The 16,538-nt window shown below is 63.7% G+C and carries 15 protein-coding genes; 9 read left to right on the forward strand and 6 right to left on the reverse strand.

What is annotated here, in order from left to right; genetic code table 11:
* Window positions 1–4: 4 nt before the first annotated feature.
* Window positions 5–778, reverse strand: a complete 774-nt coding sequence (locus ACWF6P_RS28725; protein WP_092763254.1) for an ABC transporter ATP-binding protein — start codon at window positions 776–778, stop codon at window positions 5–7.
* Between the two features lie 261 nt (window positions 779–1,039).
* Between ACWF6P_RS28725 and ACWF6P_RS28730 the strand changes: the two genes are divergently transcribed.
* From ACWF6P_RS28730 to ACWF6P_RS28745, 4 genes are all read left to right on the forward strand, one after another.
* Entirely contained in the window at window positions 1,040–2,602 is a 1,563-nt protein-coding gene (locus ACWF6P_RS28730; RefSeq protein ID WP_452623315.1) for a long-chain-fatty-acid--CoA ligase, read from the forward strand.
* Between the two features lie 22 nt (window positions 2,603–2,624).
* Window positions 2,625–3,035 carry a YchJ family protein gene (locus tag ACWF6P_RS28735; protein ID WP_452623316.1) on the forward strand — a complete coding sequence of 137 codons (411 nt, stop codon included), beginning with the start codon at window positions 2,625–2,627 and terminating at the stop codon, window positions 3,033–3,035.
* A gap of 56 nt (window positions 3,036–3,091) precedes the next feature.
* Window positions 3,092–3,682: an AMIN-like domain-containing (lipo)protein gene (locus ACWF6P_RS28740; protein ID WP_452623317.1), complete on the forward strand. Its 591-nt coding sequence runs from the start codon at window positions 3,092–3,094 to the stop codon at window positions 3,680–3,682.
* 92 nt (window positions 3,683–3,774) lie between these two features.
* Entirely contained in the window at window positions 3,775–5,673 is a 1,899-nt protein-coding gene (locus ACWF6P_RS28745) for an ABC transporter ATP-binding protein (protein WP_452623318.1), read from the forward strand.
* A 102-nt stretch (window positions 5,674–5,775) separates the two neighbouring features.
* Here the strand turns inward: ACWF6P_RS28745 and ACWF6P_RS28750 are convergent, their stop codons facing one another.
* Complete coding sequence (locus tag ACWF6P_RS28750) at window positions 5,776–7,551, reverse strand: DEAD/DEAH box helicase (RefSeq protein ID WP_230817450.1); 1,776 nt, start codon at window positions 7,549–7,551, stop codon at window positions 5,776–5,778.
* A 102-nt stretch (window positions 7,552–7,653) separates the two neighbouring features.
* On the opposite strand from ACWF6P_RS28750, the gene ACWF6P_RS28755 reads away from it, so the two are divergent.
* The 4 genes from ACWF6P_RS28755 (at window position 7,654) to ACWF6P_RS28770 (ending at window position 11,915) form a co-directional block, all read left to right on the forward strand.
* Window positions 7,654–8,481: a carbon-nitrogen hydrolase family protein gene (locus ACWF6P_RS28755; protein ID WP_452623319.1), complete on the forward strand. Its 828-nt coding sequence runs from the start codon at window positions 7,654–7,656 to the stop codon at window positions 8,479–8,481.
* A 55-nt stretch (window positions 8,482–8,536) separates the two neighbouring features.
* Entirely contained in the window at window positions 8,537–9,163 is a 627-nt protein-coding gene (locus ACWF6P_RS28760; RefSeq protein WP_452623320.1) for a phosphoribosyltransferase, read from the forward strand.
* Window positions 9,164–9,289: 126 nt separating this feature from the next.
* Window positions 9,290–9,988, forward strand: a complete 699-nt coding sequence (locus ACWF6P_RS28765) for a heme peroxidase (RefSeq protein WP_452623321.1) — start codon at window positions 9,290–9,292, stop codon at window positions 9,986–9,988.
* A 139-nt stretch (window positions 9,989–10,127) separates the two neighbouring features.
* Window positions 10,128–11,915: an AMP-dependent synthetase/ligase gene (locus tag ACWF6P_RS28770; protein WP_378449081.1), complete on the forward strand. Its 1,788-nt coding sequence runs from the start codon at window positions 10,128–10,130 to the stop codon at window positions 11,913–11,915.
* A gap of 55 nt (window positions 11,916–11,970) precedes the next feature.
* Here the strand turns inward: ACWF6P_RS28770 and ACWF6P_RS28775 are convergent, their stop codons facing one another.
* From ACWF6P_RS28775 to ACWF6P_RS28785, 3 genes are all read right to left on the reverse strand, one after another.
* Entirely contained in the window at window positions 11,971–12,966 is a 996-nt protein-coding gene (locus ACWF6P_RS28775; RefSeq protein ID WP_452623322.1) for an NAD-dependent epimerase/dehydratase family protein, read from the reverse strand.
* Between the two features lie 85 nt (window positions 12,967–13,051).
* Window positions 13,052–14,422 carry an FAD-binding oxidoreductase gene (locus ACWF6P_RS28780; protein WP_452623323.1) on the reverse strand — a complete coding sequence of 457 codons (1,371 nt, stop codon included), beginning with the start codon at window positions 14,420–14,422 and terminating at the stop codon, window positions 13,052–13,054.
* Complete coding sequence (locus tag ACWF6P_RS28785; RefSeq protein WP_378646231.1) at window positions 14,419–15,120, reverse strand: FadR/GntR family transcriptional regulator; 702 nt, start codon at window positions 15,118–15,120, stop codon at window positions 14,419–14,421. Before ACWF6P_RS28785 ends, ACWF6P_RS28780 begins: the two co-directional genes overlap by 4 nt.
* A 92-nt stretch (window positions 15,121–15,212) precedes the next feature.
* Here ACWF6P_RS28785 and ACWF6P_RS28790 point away from each other — a divergent pair, with 92 nt between their 5' ends.
* Window positions 15,213–15,830, forward strand: a complete 618-nt coding sequence (locus ACWF6P_RS28790; protein ID WP_317555172.1) for a cysteine hydrolase family protein — start codon at window positions 15,213–15,215, stop codon at window positions 15,828–15,830.
* A 5-nt stretch (window positions 15,831–15,835) separates the two neighbouring features.
* On the opposite strand, the gene ACWF6P_RS28795 is transcribed toward ACWF6P_RS28790, so the two are convergent.
* Entirely contained in the window at window positions 15,836–16,477 is a 642-nt protein-coding gene (locus ACWF6P_RS28795; RefSeq protein ID WP_452623325.1) for an alpha/beta hydrolase, read from the reverse strand.
* Window positions 16,478–16,538 lie beyond the last annotated feature (61 nt).

A 16,538-nucleotide genomic window follows, 5' to 3' on the forward strand; every position in this document is an offset into this window, starting at 1 on the left:
GTGCTCAAGCCCCGGCTTCCACGTTCACGACCGCCTGCGGAGCGTCGAGGCGCTTCATCCGATCGAGGACCGAATCCGCCGTCGGCTCGCGCAATTCGTCGACGATCTTGCCGTCCGCGAGGAACACGACCCGATCGGCGTACGCCGCTGCCCGCGGATCGTGCGTCACGATCACCACGGTTTGGTTGAACTCGTCGACCGCTGCGCGCAGGATCGAGAGCACCTCCCCGGAGGACTTCGAATCGAGGTTTCCGGTCGGCTCGTCGCCGAAGATGATCTCCGGCTGACCCGCCAGCGCACGCGCGCACGCCACACGCTGCTGCTGACCACCCGACAACTCTCCCGGCCGGTGATCGAGCCGATCCCCGAGTCCCAGCTTGGTCAGGACGCTGTTCAGCCAGGTCTGATCCGCTTTGCGTCCGGCGATGTCGAGGGGCAACGTGATGTTCTCGAGCGCCGTCAGCGTCGGCACCAGGTTGAACGCCTGAAAGACGAATCCGATGCGATCGCGTCGTAGTTGCGTCATCTGTTTGTCGGAGAGCGTCGTGAGTTCCGTGTCGCCGATGAGGACAGAACCCGAACTGGCGGAATCCAGACCGGCGAGGCAATGCATCAGCGTCGACTTGCCGGAACCGGACGGCCCCATGATCGCCGTGAACTCACCGCGGGCAAAATCTGCGGACACCGAACTGAGGGCGTGCACCTGGGTATCTCCGGTGCCGTAGGTCTTGGACAGGCCGACTGCGCGGGCCGCGACATCCTGGGCGTGCGAACTCATGATCGCCTTTCCTGTTCACTTCGGTGCTACTTTGCGGGCGTGACGGGCGCCCGTGAAAACACGGACGCCCGCAATGGTTGGTTCCATCCTGTCGGGTGTGGGGCCCGCCCGCCATCGGGGACCACCCTGATATCCACGGCCGAGCCGATCAGGGTCTGAGAATTCACGGCGCTCCAAGGGCGTGCATTGGCGAGAAACAGCGATATGAATGGCGGGCGCGCACTAACCTTGTGACACCAATCACACGAGAGAGGCGGCCGAATGTCCGACGCCACCGCTGGAATCATTTTCGATCGGCTAGAGCACTGGGCGACGGTCAAGCCTGATCAAGCAGCGATGACCTTCCAAGGGACCGAATACACGTGGGCCCAGTGGCGGGACCGCATCCTGCGTATCGCCGCCGCCCTCGCCGAATCAGGCATCGGTGCCGGCGACACTGTCGCTTTCGTCGACAAGAATCATCTGTCCTGTCTCGAAGTCACGTACGCCGCCTCACTACTCGGGGCCGCGAATGTCATTCCCAACTGGCGACTTTCGGGCGAAGAGCTGGATTACGTCCTCGCGGACTGTGGCGCACGCATCCTGTTCGTCGGCAGCGACCTCCTGCCCCAGATCGTCGCCATGCGCGATCGATTGACGGCCGTCGAGTCGATCTTCGCCGTTGGCGGTGAACACGACGAGTTCGAACCGTGGATCGACGAGGTCACTCCGCTGAGTTCCCGACCCGAGGTGAGCCCCGATGCCACCGCTCTGGTTCTCTACAGTTCCGGAACGACCGGTCGACCCAAAGGTGTCCAACTCACGCATCGAAACCTGTTCGCGCACAGCAACAGTGTTCTCGAAATCCTGCCGGCTCACGAGGATCATCGATTTCTGATCGCGATGCCGATGTTCCACGTCGGTGGAACGTGCTACGCCATCATGGCAATTCACGCCGGTGGACGCTGTCACTTCACCAGAGAAGCCGACGGGCCGTCGATCTTCGCCGGTCTCGCCGCCGGAGCGAACATCGCCTTCCTCGTCCCACCGGTCATTGCCGGGGTCCTGGCCGCCGGCGAGCAGGCAGTCGCCGCCTTCAAGGCACTCAAACGCATCACCTATGGCGCCGCCCCCATGCCGCTCCCACTGTTGCGAGCGGCACTCGCAGCGTGGCCGGACACCGAATTCGTCCAGGTCTACGGCATGACCGAAATGGCAGGTGTCATTACCGCGTTGATGCCGGACGTTCACCGCGACGAGTCGCAGGTCGAGCGCATGGCATCAGCAGGTACAGCGATCCCCGGCGTCGAGATGCGCGTGGTGGACCCCGTCACGCTCGAGGACGTGCCCACCGGTACGACCGGCGAACTGTGGTGGCGATCCGAACAGTGCACACCCGGATATCTGGGCAAGCCCGAGGCGACGGCCGAAACCATCACCGCCGACGGATGGTTGCGCAGCGGCGACATGGGCCGCGCCGACTCCGGCGGCTTCGTGTTCATCGAGGACCGTCTCAAGGACATGATCATCACCGGCGGCGAGAACGTCTACTCCCCCGAGATCGAACGCGTACTGGTGGAGCATCCGGCAATCGCGGAGGTCGCGGTCATCGGCGTTCCCGACGACCGCTGGGGTGAAACCGTCAAGGCCGTCGTGGTTCTCACCGCCGATGCGCAGATCGACGAAACCGAACTGATCACCTACACACAAGAACGCCTCGCAAAGTTCAAGTGCCCGACCAGTATCGACGTCGTCGAGATCCTTCCTCGCAATCCCACCGGAAAGATCCTCAAACGCGACCTCCGCAAACCCTACTGGGAGAACCGCGAACACAAGCTGGTCTGAGAACCCGTGCTGTAATGGGGCGGTGACCTCGAGCCGCCCCACCACACCCCGACCGAACGATCCGTGCCCGTGCGGCAGCGGCAACGCGTTGGTCGAGTGCTGCGGCAAGTACCTCAGCGGGGCGGCACATGCCCCGACCGCCGAAACCCTGATGCGTTCGCGCTACACGGCTTTCACTGTGATGGACGACGAATACCTCACGCGGACTTGGCATCCCGACAATCGCCCCACCGAACTCGATCTCGATCCCAACCAGAATTGGCTCCGGTTGGAGATCCTGGACACCGAACGAGGTGGCCTGTTCGATTCCGACGGCGTCGTTGAATTTCGCGCTCACTACGCATTCGGGCGCGAGCGGGGAATGCTCCACGAACGCAGTCGATTTGCGCGAACGGATGGCAAGTGGCTCTACGTCGACGGCGATATCGGTTAGATAACTCCGGGCACCGCCGCCGCGGAACCCGATCACGCGAGCCCTACGATCGAGTCATGACAACGAACCGGACGAGATCATTTGCCGCTGTCGCTGCCATCGCAGTGGGCGTGAGCCTTACTGCCTGTTCGCAGGACGCGGAGACCACTCCCACGGCAGCCACCTCGGCCGTCACCTCGACTTCGAGTGCCGCAGCGTCGACCACAGAACCAGTCCCGACGGACAGCTCCGACAAGACATCGGCAGCGGGCACCGAATCCAAGCTCACCGTCGTCGACGTCCGCGTGGGCGAGCACGACGGATTCGATCGCGTCGTCTACGAGATGGGCGGCACCGGCACACCCGGATGGCGCGTCAAGTACGTCGACGCGGCCACGCAGGAAGGCAGCGGAAAGCCCGTGAACATCCAGGGCGCCGCAGTGATCCAGGTCCTGATCGACGGTTCCGCCTATCCCTTCGACAGCGGAGTCGAACAGTACTCCGGCCCCAACCCGGTTCCCGGCGTCGGCGGAGTCGTGACCGAGGTCAATGGGTCGAACGTGTTCGAAGGAGTCACGCAGTCGTTCATCGGGGTGACCGAGAAGCAGCCGTTCACGGTGACGACGCTCAGCGATCCTCCGCGAGTGGTGGTCGACGTCGCCCGCTGAGGCCACACTTGACCTGAAGTTTGGTTTAGGTTCTACCTTCGTGTCGTACCGGCCGCGTAATCTTCGTAGCCGGCGACCGGAGGGGCGAAGTCATGAGTATGGAAGTCACCGCGTGGAACGCGATGTACAACGCGATGCACGCGCAAGAAGATCGGCGCCCGTTCTCGAAGGCGACACTGAAGCGGATCGCGACATTCGCAGTCCCGCAGAAACGCAATCTCAGCTGGTACCTCGTACTGAGCGTCGTCACGGCTGCGCTTGCCGTGGCAACACCCGTCCTCGCCGGGCGCGTGGTCAACGCGATAGTCGGCGGCGACGCCGTCGACGTGGTCGTCAAACTTGCCGCCCTGATCGCACTGGTCGCAATTCTCGAGGCCGCGCTGGGCCTGTTGACCCGGTGGCTCTCGGCCAGCATCGGTGAAGATCTGATCCTGCATCTGCGCACCACCGTCTTCGATCACGTCCAGAAGATGCCGATCGCGTTCTTCACCAGAACTCGAACCGGAGCGCTCGTCAGCCGTCTCAACAACGACGTCATCGGCGCTCAGCGCGCCTTCAGCGACACATTGTCCGGAGTGGTCAGCAATCTGGTCACGCTGGTGATCACGCTGATCGTCATGCTCGGGATCTCGTGGCAGATCACCGTGCTCGCGTTGGTACTTCTCCCCATCTTCGTGATCCCCGCACGGCGGATGGGCGCAAAACTCGCGGCACTCAATCGTGAAGCTGCCAACCATAATTCGATGATGAGCACCCAGATGACGGAACGGTTCTCCGCTCCCGGCGCGACTCTGGTCAAGCTGTTCGGTCGCCCTTCGCAAGAGTCTGCGGAGTTCGCGGTTCGTGCCAGGCGTGTGCGCAACATCGGAGTCCGGACCGCGATGCTGCAGTCCGTCTTCGTCACAGCACTGACGCTGGTCTCCGCGCTTGCCCTTGCCCTCGTCTACGGCCTCGGCGGCTTCTACGCGCTGCGCGGTCAGTTGGATGCAGGCGCCGTCGTCGCGATGGCGCTGCTGCTCACGAGGCTGTACTCGCCGTTGACCGCACTGGCCAGCGCCCGGGTGGACATCATGAGCGCTCTGGTCAGCTTCGAGCGGGTATTCGAGATTCTCGATCTGGCACCACTCATCACCGAGAAGCCCGACGCACGCACGGTGCCGGAGGGCCCGGTATCCGTCGAGTTCAAGAACGTCACTTTTGCTTACCCCTCTGCCGACAAGGTGTCACTCGCTTCGCTGGAGGAGGTCGCGATCCTCGACACCCGCGGCGGCGAGGACGTGTTGCACGACCTCTCGTTCCGCACCGAAGCGGGACAGATGGTCGCCCTGGTCGGCACGTCCGGTGCCGGAAAGTCGACCGTGGCGCAGATGATTCCGCGCCTCTACGACATCGACTCCGGATCGGTCGAGCTGGGCGGCGTCGACGTCCGAGACCTCAGTTCCGATTCCATCCGTGAAACCGTCGGCATGGTCACGCAGGACGGGCACCTGTTCCACGAGAGCCTTCGATCCAACCTGCTCCTCGCGCGACCGGATGCCACCGAAGAAGATCTGCGTGAGGTTCTGGAGCGAGCACGGCTCACCGACCTGGTTGCGTCGCTACCCGACGGATTGGAGACAGTGGTGGGTGAACGCGGATACCGCCTATCGGGCGGTGAGCGTCAACGCCTGACCATCGCACGACTGCTCCTGGCCCAGCCTCGCGTCGTCATCCTGGACGAGGCCACCGCGCATCTCGACTCGACGTCGGAAGCCGCGGTTCAGGAAGCACTCGGCGAAGCGCTCGCCGGGCGGACTGCTGTGGTGATCGCACACCGTTTGTCCACAATCCGGGCAGCCGACCTGATCCTTGTCGTCGAGGCAGGCCAAATCATCGAGCGCGGCAACCATGAAGAACTGCTTGTACGCGGTGGTCGCTACGCCGAGTTGTACCGCACGCAGTTCGACACCAACGCGAGGAAGAACGGCGCCCTCGAACCGACGCCGATCTGATACTGCCCGCCCCGGCCGCCTCCCCACAAAAACAGGCGCTGACCTCCTCACGGAGGGCAGCGCCTGTTTCAGTCTTCACGTCAAGACGTTGAAGGCTGTGCGTCAGTCGTTGTAGCGTTCGCGTCCGCCACCACGGCGGTCGTCACGTCCACCGCGATCATCGCGGCCACCACGGTCGCCACGCCCACTCGGACGTCCCTGCGGCGGGCCGAAATCAGGCTGCAGCTGGATCAGAACGCCGGAGATGCGTGTGCGACGCAGAGCTTCGAGAGTCTCGTTGGAGAGGTCGGCCGGCAACTCGACAATGCTGTGATCCGGGCGAATGCTGATGTGCCCGAAGTCGCTTCGACGAAGCCCGCCCTCATTGGCGATTGCACCGACGATGGCACCGGGCACGACGCGATGACGCTTGCCGACTGCGATGCGGTACGCGGCCAATTCCTGACCCTCGGGTCCACGCGAGCGAGGAGCCGGGCCGTCGTCGAAACGGCGAGGGGGACGAGGTTCACGGGGCTCACGCTCACGACGCGGCGGTGCCGGCGGCTCGGGAGCGAGCAGGAATGCCTCACCGTCGCGCGACTGCAGCGCCAAGGCGGCAGCGATGTCGATGAGCGGAACGTCATGTTCCTGGTCGTAGTCCTCGATCATCTTGCGGAACATCGCGAGATTCTCCGATGCCAAGCTCTCGGTGATGGAGTCACCGAACTTGGTCACACGCTGGGCGTTGACGTCGTCGACACTGGGAAGCTGCATCTCCGCAAGCGGCTGACGCGTCGCCTTCTCGATGGACTTGAGCAGATGACGCTCACGCGGAGCGACGAACAGCAACGCGTCACCCTGACGACCGGCGCGGCCGGTACGACCGATGCGGTGAACGTACGACTCCGTGTCATGGGGGATGTCGTAGTTGACGACGTGGGAGATGCGATCCACGTCGAGGCCTCGAGCAGCAACGTCGGTCGCGACGAGGATGTCGAGGGCGCCGTTCTTGAGCTGACCGATGGTCCGCTCACGCTGTGCCTGCACGATGTCGCCGTTGATCGCGGCAGCCGAGTGCCCGCGGGCCCGCAGTTTCTCCGCCAGGTCTTCGGTGGCCTGCTTGGTACGGACGAAGATGATCATCGCCTCGAAAGCCTCGACCTCGAGGACTCGGGTCAGTGCATCGAGCTTGCGCTGATGAGCAACCTGAATGTAGCGCTGCGTGATGTTCGAGGCGGTCGACGTCTTGGACTTGACGGTGATCTCGACCGGATTGTTCAGGTATTGCTTCGAGATCCGGCGAATCGAGCCGGGCATCGTTGCCGAGAACAGGGCAACCTGCTTGTCGCCGGGGGTGTCGCGGAGGATGCGCTCGACGTCCTCCTGGAAACCCATCTTGAGCATCTCGTCGGCCTCGTCGAGAACGAGGTACTTGAGATTGGTCAGGTCCAGGGTGCCCTTTTCGAGATGGTCGATGACTCGACCCGGGGTGCCGACGACGACGTGCGCACCGCGGCGCAGGCCGGACAGCTGGACGCCGTAGCTCTGGCCACCGTAGATCGGCAGGACGTTGAGTCCGGGGATGTGGGCGGAGTACTTGCCGAATGCCTCGGCAACCTGAAGCGCCAGCTCACGCGTGGGAGCAAGCACCAGCGCCTGGGTCTGCTTGATCGACGTGTCGATCCGCGACAGAACGGGAACTGCGAAGGCTGCGGTCTTGCCGGTACCGGTCTGTGCGAGACCGACGACGTCCTTGCCTTCGAGCAGTGGCGGAATGGTGGCAGCCTGAATGGGCGAGGGCGACTCGTAGCCCACGTCTGACAGTGCCTTCAGTACCCGATCATCGATGTCGAGGTCGGCAAATGTTGGGGGTTCGGGGTCACGCTCAATATCACTCATTTGACCAGCAGTTTAGCGGATAGAGTATAGACACGACGACATACCGGGGGTGCATTTACGACAGATCCACCCTCCCAGCGGGTTTCGCCTAGCGTAGGAAGCATGACCGCAGCCACCACAGCCACCCCCTCCCAGACCGTTGTCGCGATTGCCCAATTCGCTCCGGGGACGGACAAGAAAGCCAACCTCGAATCACTGCGATCACTGGCTTCCGACGCAGCAGCACGGGGCGCGAAAGTTGTCGTGGCGCCGGAGTACTCGATGTTCACCGCCCCGAAGACGGACGAGCGACTGATCGAGTCCGCGGAGGCCCTGGACGGCGAATTCGGTTCGGCACTGGCGGCGGTCGCCGCGGAGTTCGGAATCTTCCTCGTGGCAGGAATGAACGAGCGAATCGACGACGTGAGCAGAATCTCCAACACCCTCGTCGCGGTGGACCCCAACGGCGAACTGGTGGCGACCTACCGCAAACTGCATCTCTACGACGCCTTCGGCTACCAGGAATCGGCCGTGATCCGCGCGGGTGACATCACCGAACCGCAGACTTTCGGGTGCGACGGCCTGACCTTCGGCCTCCAGACCTGCTACGACCTGCGCTTCCCGGAAGTCACCCGGCGCATCGTCGACGTCGGCGCGGACGTCTTGCTCCTGCCCGCCCAGTGGGTGCCCGGGCCGCTCAAGGAAGACCACTGGACCACTCTCGTGCGCGCCCGGGCCATCGAGAACACGATGTACATCGCTGCGGCAGATCAGAGCGCGCGCGGCGGCGCGGGTGCCAGCATGATCGTCGACCCGATGGGCGTCGTGATGTGTTCCCTTGGCGAGCAGGTCGGGGTCGCCACCGCACTCGTTTCGGCTGCTCGCATCGCCGAGGTACGCGAGAAGAATCCTGCTCTCGCGCTGCGGAGGTTCACAGTCTCGTCGCGGTGACCTGCAGCGAGTAGCGTCGAACTGGTCGGGGTTCGAGCTTCTCGAGGACAACGCAGTGACCCAGTATCGGGATCGATCTTCCGCCGGCAAATTTCTGGCCGGGCGGCTCGAGACCTTGCGTATCGACAAGCCCGTCGTTCTCGGACTCCCACGCGGCGGAGTACCCGTCGCAGCCGAGGTTGCTGCAGCACTGAATGCACCGCTGGACATCGTGGTGGTGCGCAAGCTCGGTAGTCCGTACAACCCGGAACTCGCGATGGGCGCTATCGGCGAGGGCGGGGTGCGAGTCCTCAACCACGACGTCATCGCAGCGGTTCGCGTCTCGAAAAGAGAACTCGCCGCCGTCGAACACGACGAGCGAACCGAATTGGAACGGCGGGCGCATCTCCTACGCGAGGGACGGACCCCGGTTTCCCTCCACGGATGCACTGCGGTGATCGTCGACGACGGAATGGCTACGGGCGCGAGTGCCGCCGTTGCCTGCCGATGCGCGCGCACCGCGGGTGCTGCCTCCGTGATCGTCGCGGTCCCAGTAGCCTCCCCCGAAGCCATGAGAGTGGTCTCGTGCTCGGCCGATCGGGTCGTCTGCCCGTTCGTTCCTGCCCTGTTAGGCGGCGTCGGTGCTGCATTCGAGGACTTTCATCAACTCAGCGACGACGAAGTGCTGTCCTTCCTCGCCTGAGTGCACACCTCTCCAGCCTGAGCACAGTCCAAGAGATCTCTGAGAATTTGTGATGTGTGCAACATTTCGCTCCTCGGTGCCGATAGCCCAAATGGAACAAAAAGAATTCGGCTTTCTGGAGGAACCGTGACCATCTCGACCGATACCGTCGACGCCGTCGCAGCTGCGTGCCGTGACCGCCTGGGCGACCCGTCCGCCTGGGTTGCGTCAGACGCTTATCGACAGAGCCTCGCCCTGTGCATCATCGAATCCGTTCAGTCCACTTCGGGTCACAGCGAAGTGACCGTCGTCGATCGCTACCTGGCCTACCGGAAAGCTCGCGAGGACAAACCCGTCACGGATGGCGCACGCGAACTACTCCGCACCTTCGAGGAAGCCGGCAGTTCGGACCAGTGGGCAGGCAAGATCGGCTCGTACAAGCGTCGCTACACGGCGACGGGTGTCCCGATCGAGGCACGGCACATCCAACAGGTCGCCGAGAAACTCCATCACTTGCGGATCAACAGCGTCGAGGACCTGCTGTCCGCTGCTGATTCCGACAACGCTCTCGATGCCGTTCACCACGCCTGGGTCGACGCCTGCGGAGACGGTTCCGAAGTGACCTGGGCGCACCTGTTGATGTTGGCCGGAATCCCCCACACCGATCTGGGCACCGCCGCCGACACCTTCATCAGCGCAACACTCGGCACCACCGAACTGCCGGGAGACACCTCGGAGATCCTTGCAGCTACTGCAGAGCAACTCGGCGTGGATCCGGACCGATTGGACTACGCAATTCGCCGCTGGTTGTCCGTGCACGGCCGCACGCTCCAAGACGTCGCCTGAGTACCTGTAAACAGCCGGTCACACTAAACTGCAGGTCAGCGCCCGACCAGTTCTACCGAATAGTAACGACAGTGCAAAATGACGACTAATGTGATGCAATGCACATCAGAAATGTCAGTAGTCACTGGAGGGGTCAATAGTGCGCGAGTTCTCAGTTCCACAGTCGTTCTCAATTCCGGAGAACGTTTCAATGGCCGACTCCGTGTTCCGTCATGCAGAAGAAGACCCCACATTCGTGCCGTTCAAGCGGCCGTCGAACGGTGGATGGGTCGACGTCACCGCGGCTGAATTCGCGAAGCAGGTCTCCGCAGTTGCCAAGGGTCTGATCGCTTCGGGTGTCGAGCTCGGCGACCGCGTCGCTATCCTGTCCGCGACTCGCTACGAGTGGGTCGTTCTCGACTACGCCATCTGGACAGCCGGCGGATGCACCGTCGCGATCTACGAGACCTCTTCCCCTGACCAGGCACAGTGGATCCTCGAGGATTCCGCTACGACGCTTCTGGTCGTCGAAACGGCCAAGCACGCGGAGACCCACAAGGAAGTCACCGACGGCGCAGAAGCCCTCCGCGAAGTCCTGGTCATCGAGTCGGGTGCGATCGACGAGCTGTCCAGCCGCGGTTCCGCAATCACCGACGAAGAACTGCACACTCGTCGTCACCAGGTCACCGCAGCCTCGCCCGCGACCCTTATCTACACCTCCGGAACCACCGGACGCCCCAAGGGTGTCCAGCTGACGCACTCCAACTTCTACGCCGAGTCCAACGCCTGCCGCCTGGCGATGCCGGAGTCGATGGTCCCCGGCAAGAAGACGCTGATGTTCCTGCCGCTCGCCCACGTGTTCGCGCGAGCGATCTCGTTCGGCGCTTTCGACGCCAAGGTCACCGTCGCCCACACGTCGGATCTGACGACGCTCCTCGAGCAGTTCGCCGGCTTCAAGCCCAACTTCATCCTGTCGGTGCCCCGCGTGTTCGAGAAGGTCTACAACTCGGCTCGCCAGAAAGCCGTCGACGGCGGCAAGGGCAGCATTTTCGACAAGGCTGCGGCCACAGCCATCGAATACAGCGAATCCCTCGAAAAGGGTGGCCCCGGACTGGCACTCAAGCTCAAGCACGCGGTATTCGACAAGCTCGTCTACTCGAAGCTGCGCGCAGCACTGGGCGGCGAGTGCGAGCGTGCGGTCTCCGGCGGCGCAGCTCTCGGTGCGCGCCTCGGCCACTACTTCCGCGGCGTCGGCATCCCGATCTACGAGGGCTACGGACTCACCGAGACCAGCGCCGCAATCACCGTCAACACCTCGAGCGCGCAGCGCGTCGGCACCGTCGGCAAGCCGATCAACGGCCACGCCGCCCGGATCGCCGAAGACGGCGAACTCCTCCTGCAGGGCCCGGTCGTGTTCGCCGGCTACTGGCACAACGAGAAGGCCACTGCCGAATCCATCGTCGACGGCTGGTTCCACACCGGCGACCTCGGATCGATCGACAACGAGGGCTACGTCTCGATCACCGGCCGCAAGAAGGAAATCATCGTCACCGCCGGCGGTAAGAACGTCGCACCGGCAGGCCTCGAGGATTCCCTGCGTGCGCACGCTCTGATCAGCCAGTGCCTCGTGGTCGGTGACGGTCAGCCGTTCATCGGTGCACTGATCACCCTCGATCCGGAAACACTGCCCGGTTGGGTCGAGCGCAACGGCCTGCCCGCGAACACCGCGATTGCCGATCTGGTGAAGAACGCCGATCTGATCGCCGAGATCGACTCGGCCGTTGCCGACGCCAACAAGAAGGTCTCCAACCCCGAGCAGATCAAGAAGTACACGATCCTCGAGGTCGACTTCACCCAGGAGACCGGCGAATTGACGCCGACGCTCAAGCTCAAGCGCAACATCATTCACGAAGCTCACAAGACCAAGATCAGCGACTTGTACGCCTGATCCTCGTCTTTCACGCGTCTGGCCCGGTTCGAATGCGAACCGGGCCAGACGCGTTTCAGTCTCCGGCGGAAAGAAGTTCTCTTTCGATCTCCGGAGGCAATCCGTGCACCGCACGATCCTCCCGCTGGGCCGGCAGAGTTTCCTGTTGCATCCACGCCCAGGTATCTCGCACGGTGTCTTCGACCGGGCGGCATCGCAGGCCCGCCTGCCCTGCTTGGGCCGCCTTGGCGGTGTCGGCTTCGAGGAAGCCTGCGAACTCACCCTCTTGCGGCACCCAACACGGGAGTTGTGTCCACGGCTGCGCTCCAGCCGCCGCCAGCCTGCCCTCGTCGATCCACACCAATTCCGCGCCCGAACCGGTGGCGTCCACGCACGCCTGAAGGAGCCCGGAGGTTGTGGTGTGCCCGGACGGGCTGATGACGTCGTATGCCCCGCCGATCCCTGCGGCCAGTCCGGACAGGACAAATGATGCGATGTCACGGACATCGACGTATTGAAGTGGCCTGGTCGGCACCCCGGGAGCAACGACGCGGCCTCCTGCGCCGATGCGCTGCAGCCACCACGGCAATCGCCCGATGTCCTCGTGTGGTCCGAGGATCAGCCCTGCCCTCGCGAGCAGTGCATTCGGGAAGAATTCCAGGACAGCGAGTTCGGCGCCGCGTTTGGCGGACGCGTAATCGCTGCCGTCGTCGGACGTCGCGGAAGCGGCAACAACAGGTGAGCTCTCGTCGACGTGCAAGCCCCACTGGTAGACGGATCCGCTGGAAATGTATGCGTACCGTTCGACGTGACCGCGCAAGACGCGTGCATTCTCACCGACCACCCGGGGGCTACCCGACCACGTGTCGACGACGAAGTCCCATCGACGGTCACCGAGCGCCTCGACCATCGCTCGCTGATCGGTGCGATCAGCGAGCAGGACCTCCGCCGTAGACGGCGGCGCTCCGGTGAGCCCCCGATGGAGCACTGTCACTTCCCAGCCCCGTGCCAGAGCGTCGTCGACGAGGGCGCGGCCGAGGAACCGTGTTCCTCCGAGCATCAACAGCTTCATGACGGCCATCGTCACTCGAAAAGCGTCGTGCGGCAACACGTTCGTCTGGTAGCGCAATTCCCGATGAGTACGACAGACGAAACGCTCAGATACCTCGCCCGGGATTGAGAATGTTCTTCGGATCGAATGCGGCCTTCACTGCAAGCATCATTTCGCGTTCGGTCTGACCGACCATGTCTGCCATGTACGGCGCTTTGCGCACGCCGATACCGTGTTCACCGCTGATCGTTCCGCCCAACGCCAGCGCCCCGGCGACGATGTCGTCGAACGCTCCACGCGCACGATTCTGTGCTCCGACTTCGGCGGCGTCGAACACGATGGTCGGGTGGAGATTTCCGTCGGCGGCATGACCGAAGGTTCCGATCGTGACACCGTGACGCTCGGCCGCCTCACGAATGCACCCCAGCATCGACGGCAACGCGGGCACGGGCACCGCGACATCGTCGAGTAGCACCGTGCCCATCGCCTCGAGAGCGGGTAATGCCATCCGGCGAGCCGCGGTGAACTCTTCACCTTCCACCGGATCATCGGTGTGGAAAACCTCTCTCGCCCCGACGCTTTCGCACGCTGCGGCACAGTCCGCAGCTTCGGCGGCAGCTGACCTACCGTCGCACTGGATGAGCAGCATCGCCCCGGCCGACTCGTCCAGCCCCATCTTCGTCAGGCGGTTGACCGCGCCGATGGTGACGCCGTCCATCAACTCCATCTGACACGGTTCGGCCACTGCCGACACGGCGAGGACCGCATCGATCGCGGACTCCGCGGAATCGAAAAATGCAACGACGGTGGTCGCTGCAGTGGGCGCCGTTCGCAATCGCATCGTGGCTTCGACGATGACGGCCAACGTGCCCTCCGACCCCACGAGCAGATGTGTCAGGTCCAACCCCGCGACATTTTTGCGCGTCCGCGCACCGGTACGGATCAGACGCCCATCCGCCAGTACCGCCGTCAGGGCCGCGACGTGATCGCCGGTGACACCGTACTTTGCGCAACAGATGCCGCCCGCATTTGTCGCCAGGTTGCCGCCGATACTCGAGATCGCCCGGCTTCCCGGATCCGGTACGTACCAAAGGCCCTGCTGTGCAGCAGCTTCGGCGAGGTCGCCGTTGATCACTCCGGGCTCCACCGTGGCGGTGCGCGCGGCGGCATCGATCTCCAGAATGCGATCCATGCCCGCGACGCTCAGAACGATGCATCCGTCGAGCGCGTTGGCGGCGCCGGCCAACCCGGTTCCCGCCCCTCGCGTCACCACCGGAACGGAGAGTTCGTGGGCCACCGTCATGACGGCGACGACGTCGTCGACCGTCTGCGCTTTGACCAGTGCAGCAGGCTTTCCCGCCGCAGTGAGCAGTGATTGATCCCGGACGTACGCGCCCATTCGGTCGGGGTCGGTTGTGGCCCTGTCCCCCAGCGCTTTCTGCAAGCGTTCGCCCAACAGATCGATACTCGTGGTCATTCCGTTCGTCCTTCGTAGAATCCGCGCACGTGGCGCTCGACCAAATGGGCAGCCTCGTCGGAGGCGCCGCGCTCGATCGCGTCGGCGATACCCTCGTGTTCTTTCAGCAGTGCACCGAGTGTGGCTTCCGAGTCCTCGCGCGCGTCGAGCTCGCTCAGCAAGTAGCCGGCGATGCTGTCCCGCAGAACCGTCATGACCAACCCGAACGCCTTGTTCCCGCCCGCTCCGGCGAGCGCGACGTGAAAGTCGACGTCTGCGTCGTGGAAGGCGACCGAGTCGTCGGCAAGCGTCGCGACGCGCATCCGCTCGATCGCGTCCCTGGCCTCGCCTGGAACCGCACCGACTGTGCGCAGCGCGGCGGCTTCGAGCAGCACTCGTAATTCGACAAGATCGCCCAGCGGAACTGCACCCACCTGCAACGCCGTACTGAGGGCGGTGGCGGCGGAATCGGCCGTATGCTCGTGCGTCACACGAGGTCTGGCAGTCGACGTGGTGTCCGCGCCAGTCAGCAATCCCTGCGCTTGCAGGACGCGAAGTGCCTCACGGACCGTCGATCGACCCACCGAGAACGTCTGTGCAAGTTCCTGTTCGGTCGGCAATGCCTCACCGACGGGAAGCGAGCCGTCGAGAATGGCAGCGCGGATTCTTCCCGACACGGCAAGGCTGAGCGGCATGCGCGACAACGGAGTCGTATCCATGCCGCGACGCTACCACCCCTTGCCTGCTTGTCTGACAAACTGTTTAATTGAGAAGATTCGTGACCCGGACCACAACAGAGAAGGTGCCGACCATGACCGACAAGCTCGAATTGGACCCCGCAACCACCGCCGTCGTGCTCATCGAGTACCAGAACGACTTCACCACCGAAGGCGGCGTCCTCCACGAGGCCGTCGCACCTGTCATGGAATCGAACGGACTCCTCGCGAACACCGCCGCACTGGTCGATGCGGCCCGCGCGGCGGGTGTCACCGTGATGCACGCACCGATCACCTTCGCCGAGGGGTACAACGAAATCACCTCGCATCCGTACGGAATCCTCAAGGGCGTCGTCGACGGCAAAGCTTTCGTGAAGGGCTCGTGGGGCGCCGCGATCGTCGACGACCTCACCCCGAAGGACGGCGACATCGTCATCGAGGGCAAGCGTGGACTCGACACATTTGCCAGCACCAACCTCGATTTCATTCTGCGCAGCAAGGGAATTCGCACGATCATTCTCGGCGGTTTCCTGACCAACTGCTGCGTCGAATCGACCATGCGCACCGGATACGAGAACGGCTACCGGGTCATCACTCTCACCGATTGTGTAGCCGGAACTTCGGTCGCCGAACACGAGAACGCGATCACCTACGACTACCCGATGTTCTCGCATCCCGTCACGTCGAAAGAGGTGCTTGACGCGCTCTCCTGAGAGGCCTATCTGGAATGCGCGAGAAGGAATTCACGGCTGACGTTGGTGACGCTGGCGTGAACCTTCTCGTGCAACAGGTCGTGACCGGCGTCCTCGAACTCGCGCATCTCGACGTTGCGCAGCGTCCGGGCCCAGTCTCGGACCGGATCGACCGGCGCGATCCGGTCGTCGGTGCCGTGGACGACCAACACCGGAATCCCGGCTTCGGAGAGTTCCGCCCACCCGTGTTGCTCGACCGCGCTGCGCGGAATGCCGCACAGCACTGCGGAGGCAAAATCGTGATCGCGATGAGCCAACATCGTCAGCGCCGTCACCGCGCCCAAGGAATGGCCCATCACCGCCTGCGGGACTTCGGGCAGTTCCGCCAAAGCGATGTCAGCAAGCGCTGCTGCGTCGGCAGCAAGATCGGACAGCGGAGCGCCTACCCCCGGATCACCCTCCGACAAGCCGTGCCCGGTGTGATCGATCGCCCACACGTCTATCGCCGACGCCGTCATAGCGCCAGCGAAGCGGTGATACTGCCCGCTGTGCTGACCGAGACCGTGCAGAAAGACCAATGACACCGTGGGCACCACACCCCCTGCCGCCGGCCAATGCCGAAAGTGCACCTGACCGGTTCGTCCGTCGAAGAAGGGCATGATCGTCATTCTGCACTCCGCGACCGGTATCCGCGGCGCGTGGGCGATTACTGGTGGGTTGCCTTGTCGG

The sequence above is a fragment of the Rhodococcus sp. NPDC055024 genome (genome assembly GCF_053608585.1).

Coding starts and splice junctions, on each gene's coding strand:
- ACWF6P_RS28755 (WP_452623319.1), top strand. CDS start 7,654: ATGACCGCAGCCACCACAGCCACCCCCTCCCAGACCGTTGTCGCGATT.
- ACWF6P_RS28780 (WP_452623323.1), bottom strand. CDS start 14,422: ATGACCACGAGTATCGATCTGTTGGGCGAACGCTTGCAGAAAGCGCTG.
- ACWF6P_RS28785 (WP_378646231.1), bottom strand. CDS start 15,120: ATGGATACGACTCCGTTGTCGCGCATGCCGCTCAGCCTTGCCGTGTCG.
- ACWF6P_RS28740 (WP_452623317.1), top strand. CDS start 3,092: ATGACAACGAACCGGACGAGATCATTTGCCGCTGTCGCTGCCATCGCA.
- ACWF6P_RS28730 (WP_452623315.1), top strand. CDS start 1,040: ATGTCCGACGCCACCGCTGGAATCATTTTCGATCGGCTAGAGCACTGG.
- ACWF6P_RS28745 (WP_452623318.1), top strand. CDS start 3,775: ATGAGTATGGAAGTCACCGCGTGGAACGCGATGTACAACGCGATGCAC.
- ACWF6P_RS28795 (WP_452623325.1), bottom strand. CDS start 16,477: ATGACGATCATGCCCTTCTTCGACGGACGAACCGGTCAGGTGCACTTT.
- ACWF6P_RS28725 (WP_092763254.1), bottom strand. CDS start 778: ATGAGTTCGCACGCCCAGGATGTCGCGGCCCGCGCAGTCGGCCTGTCC.
- ACWF6P_RS28750 (WP_230817450.1), bottom strand. CDS start 7,551: ATGAGTGATATTGAGCGTGACCCCGAACCCCCAACATTTGCCGACCTC.
- ACWF6P_RS28775 (WP_452623322.1), bottom strand. CDS start 12,966: ATGAAGCTGTTGATGCTCGGAGGAACACGGTTCCTCGGCCGCGCCCTC.
- ACWF6P_RS28790 (WP_317555172.1), top strand. CDS start 15,213: ATGACCGACAAGCTCGAATTGGACCCCGCAACCACCGCCGTCGTGCTC.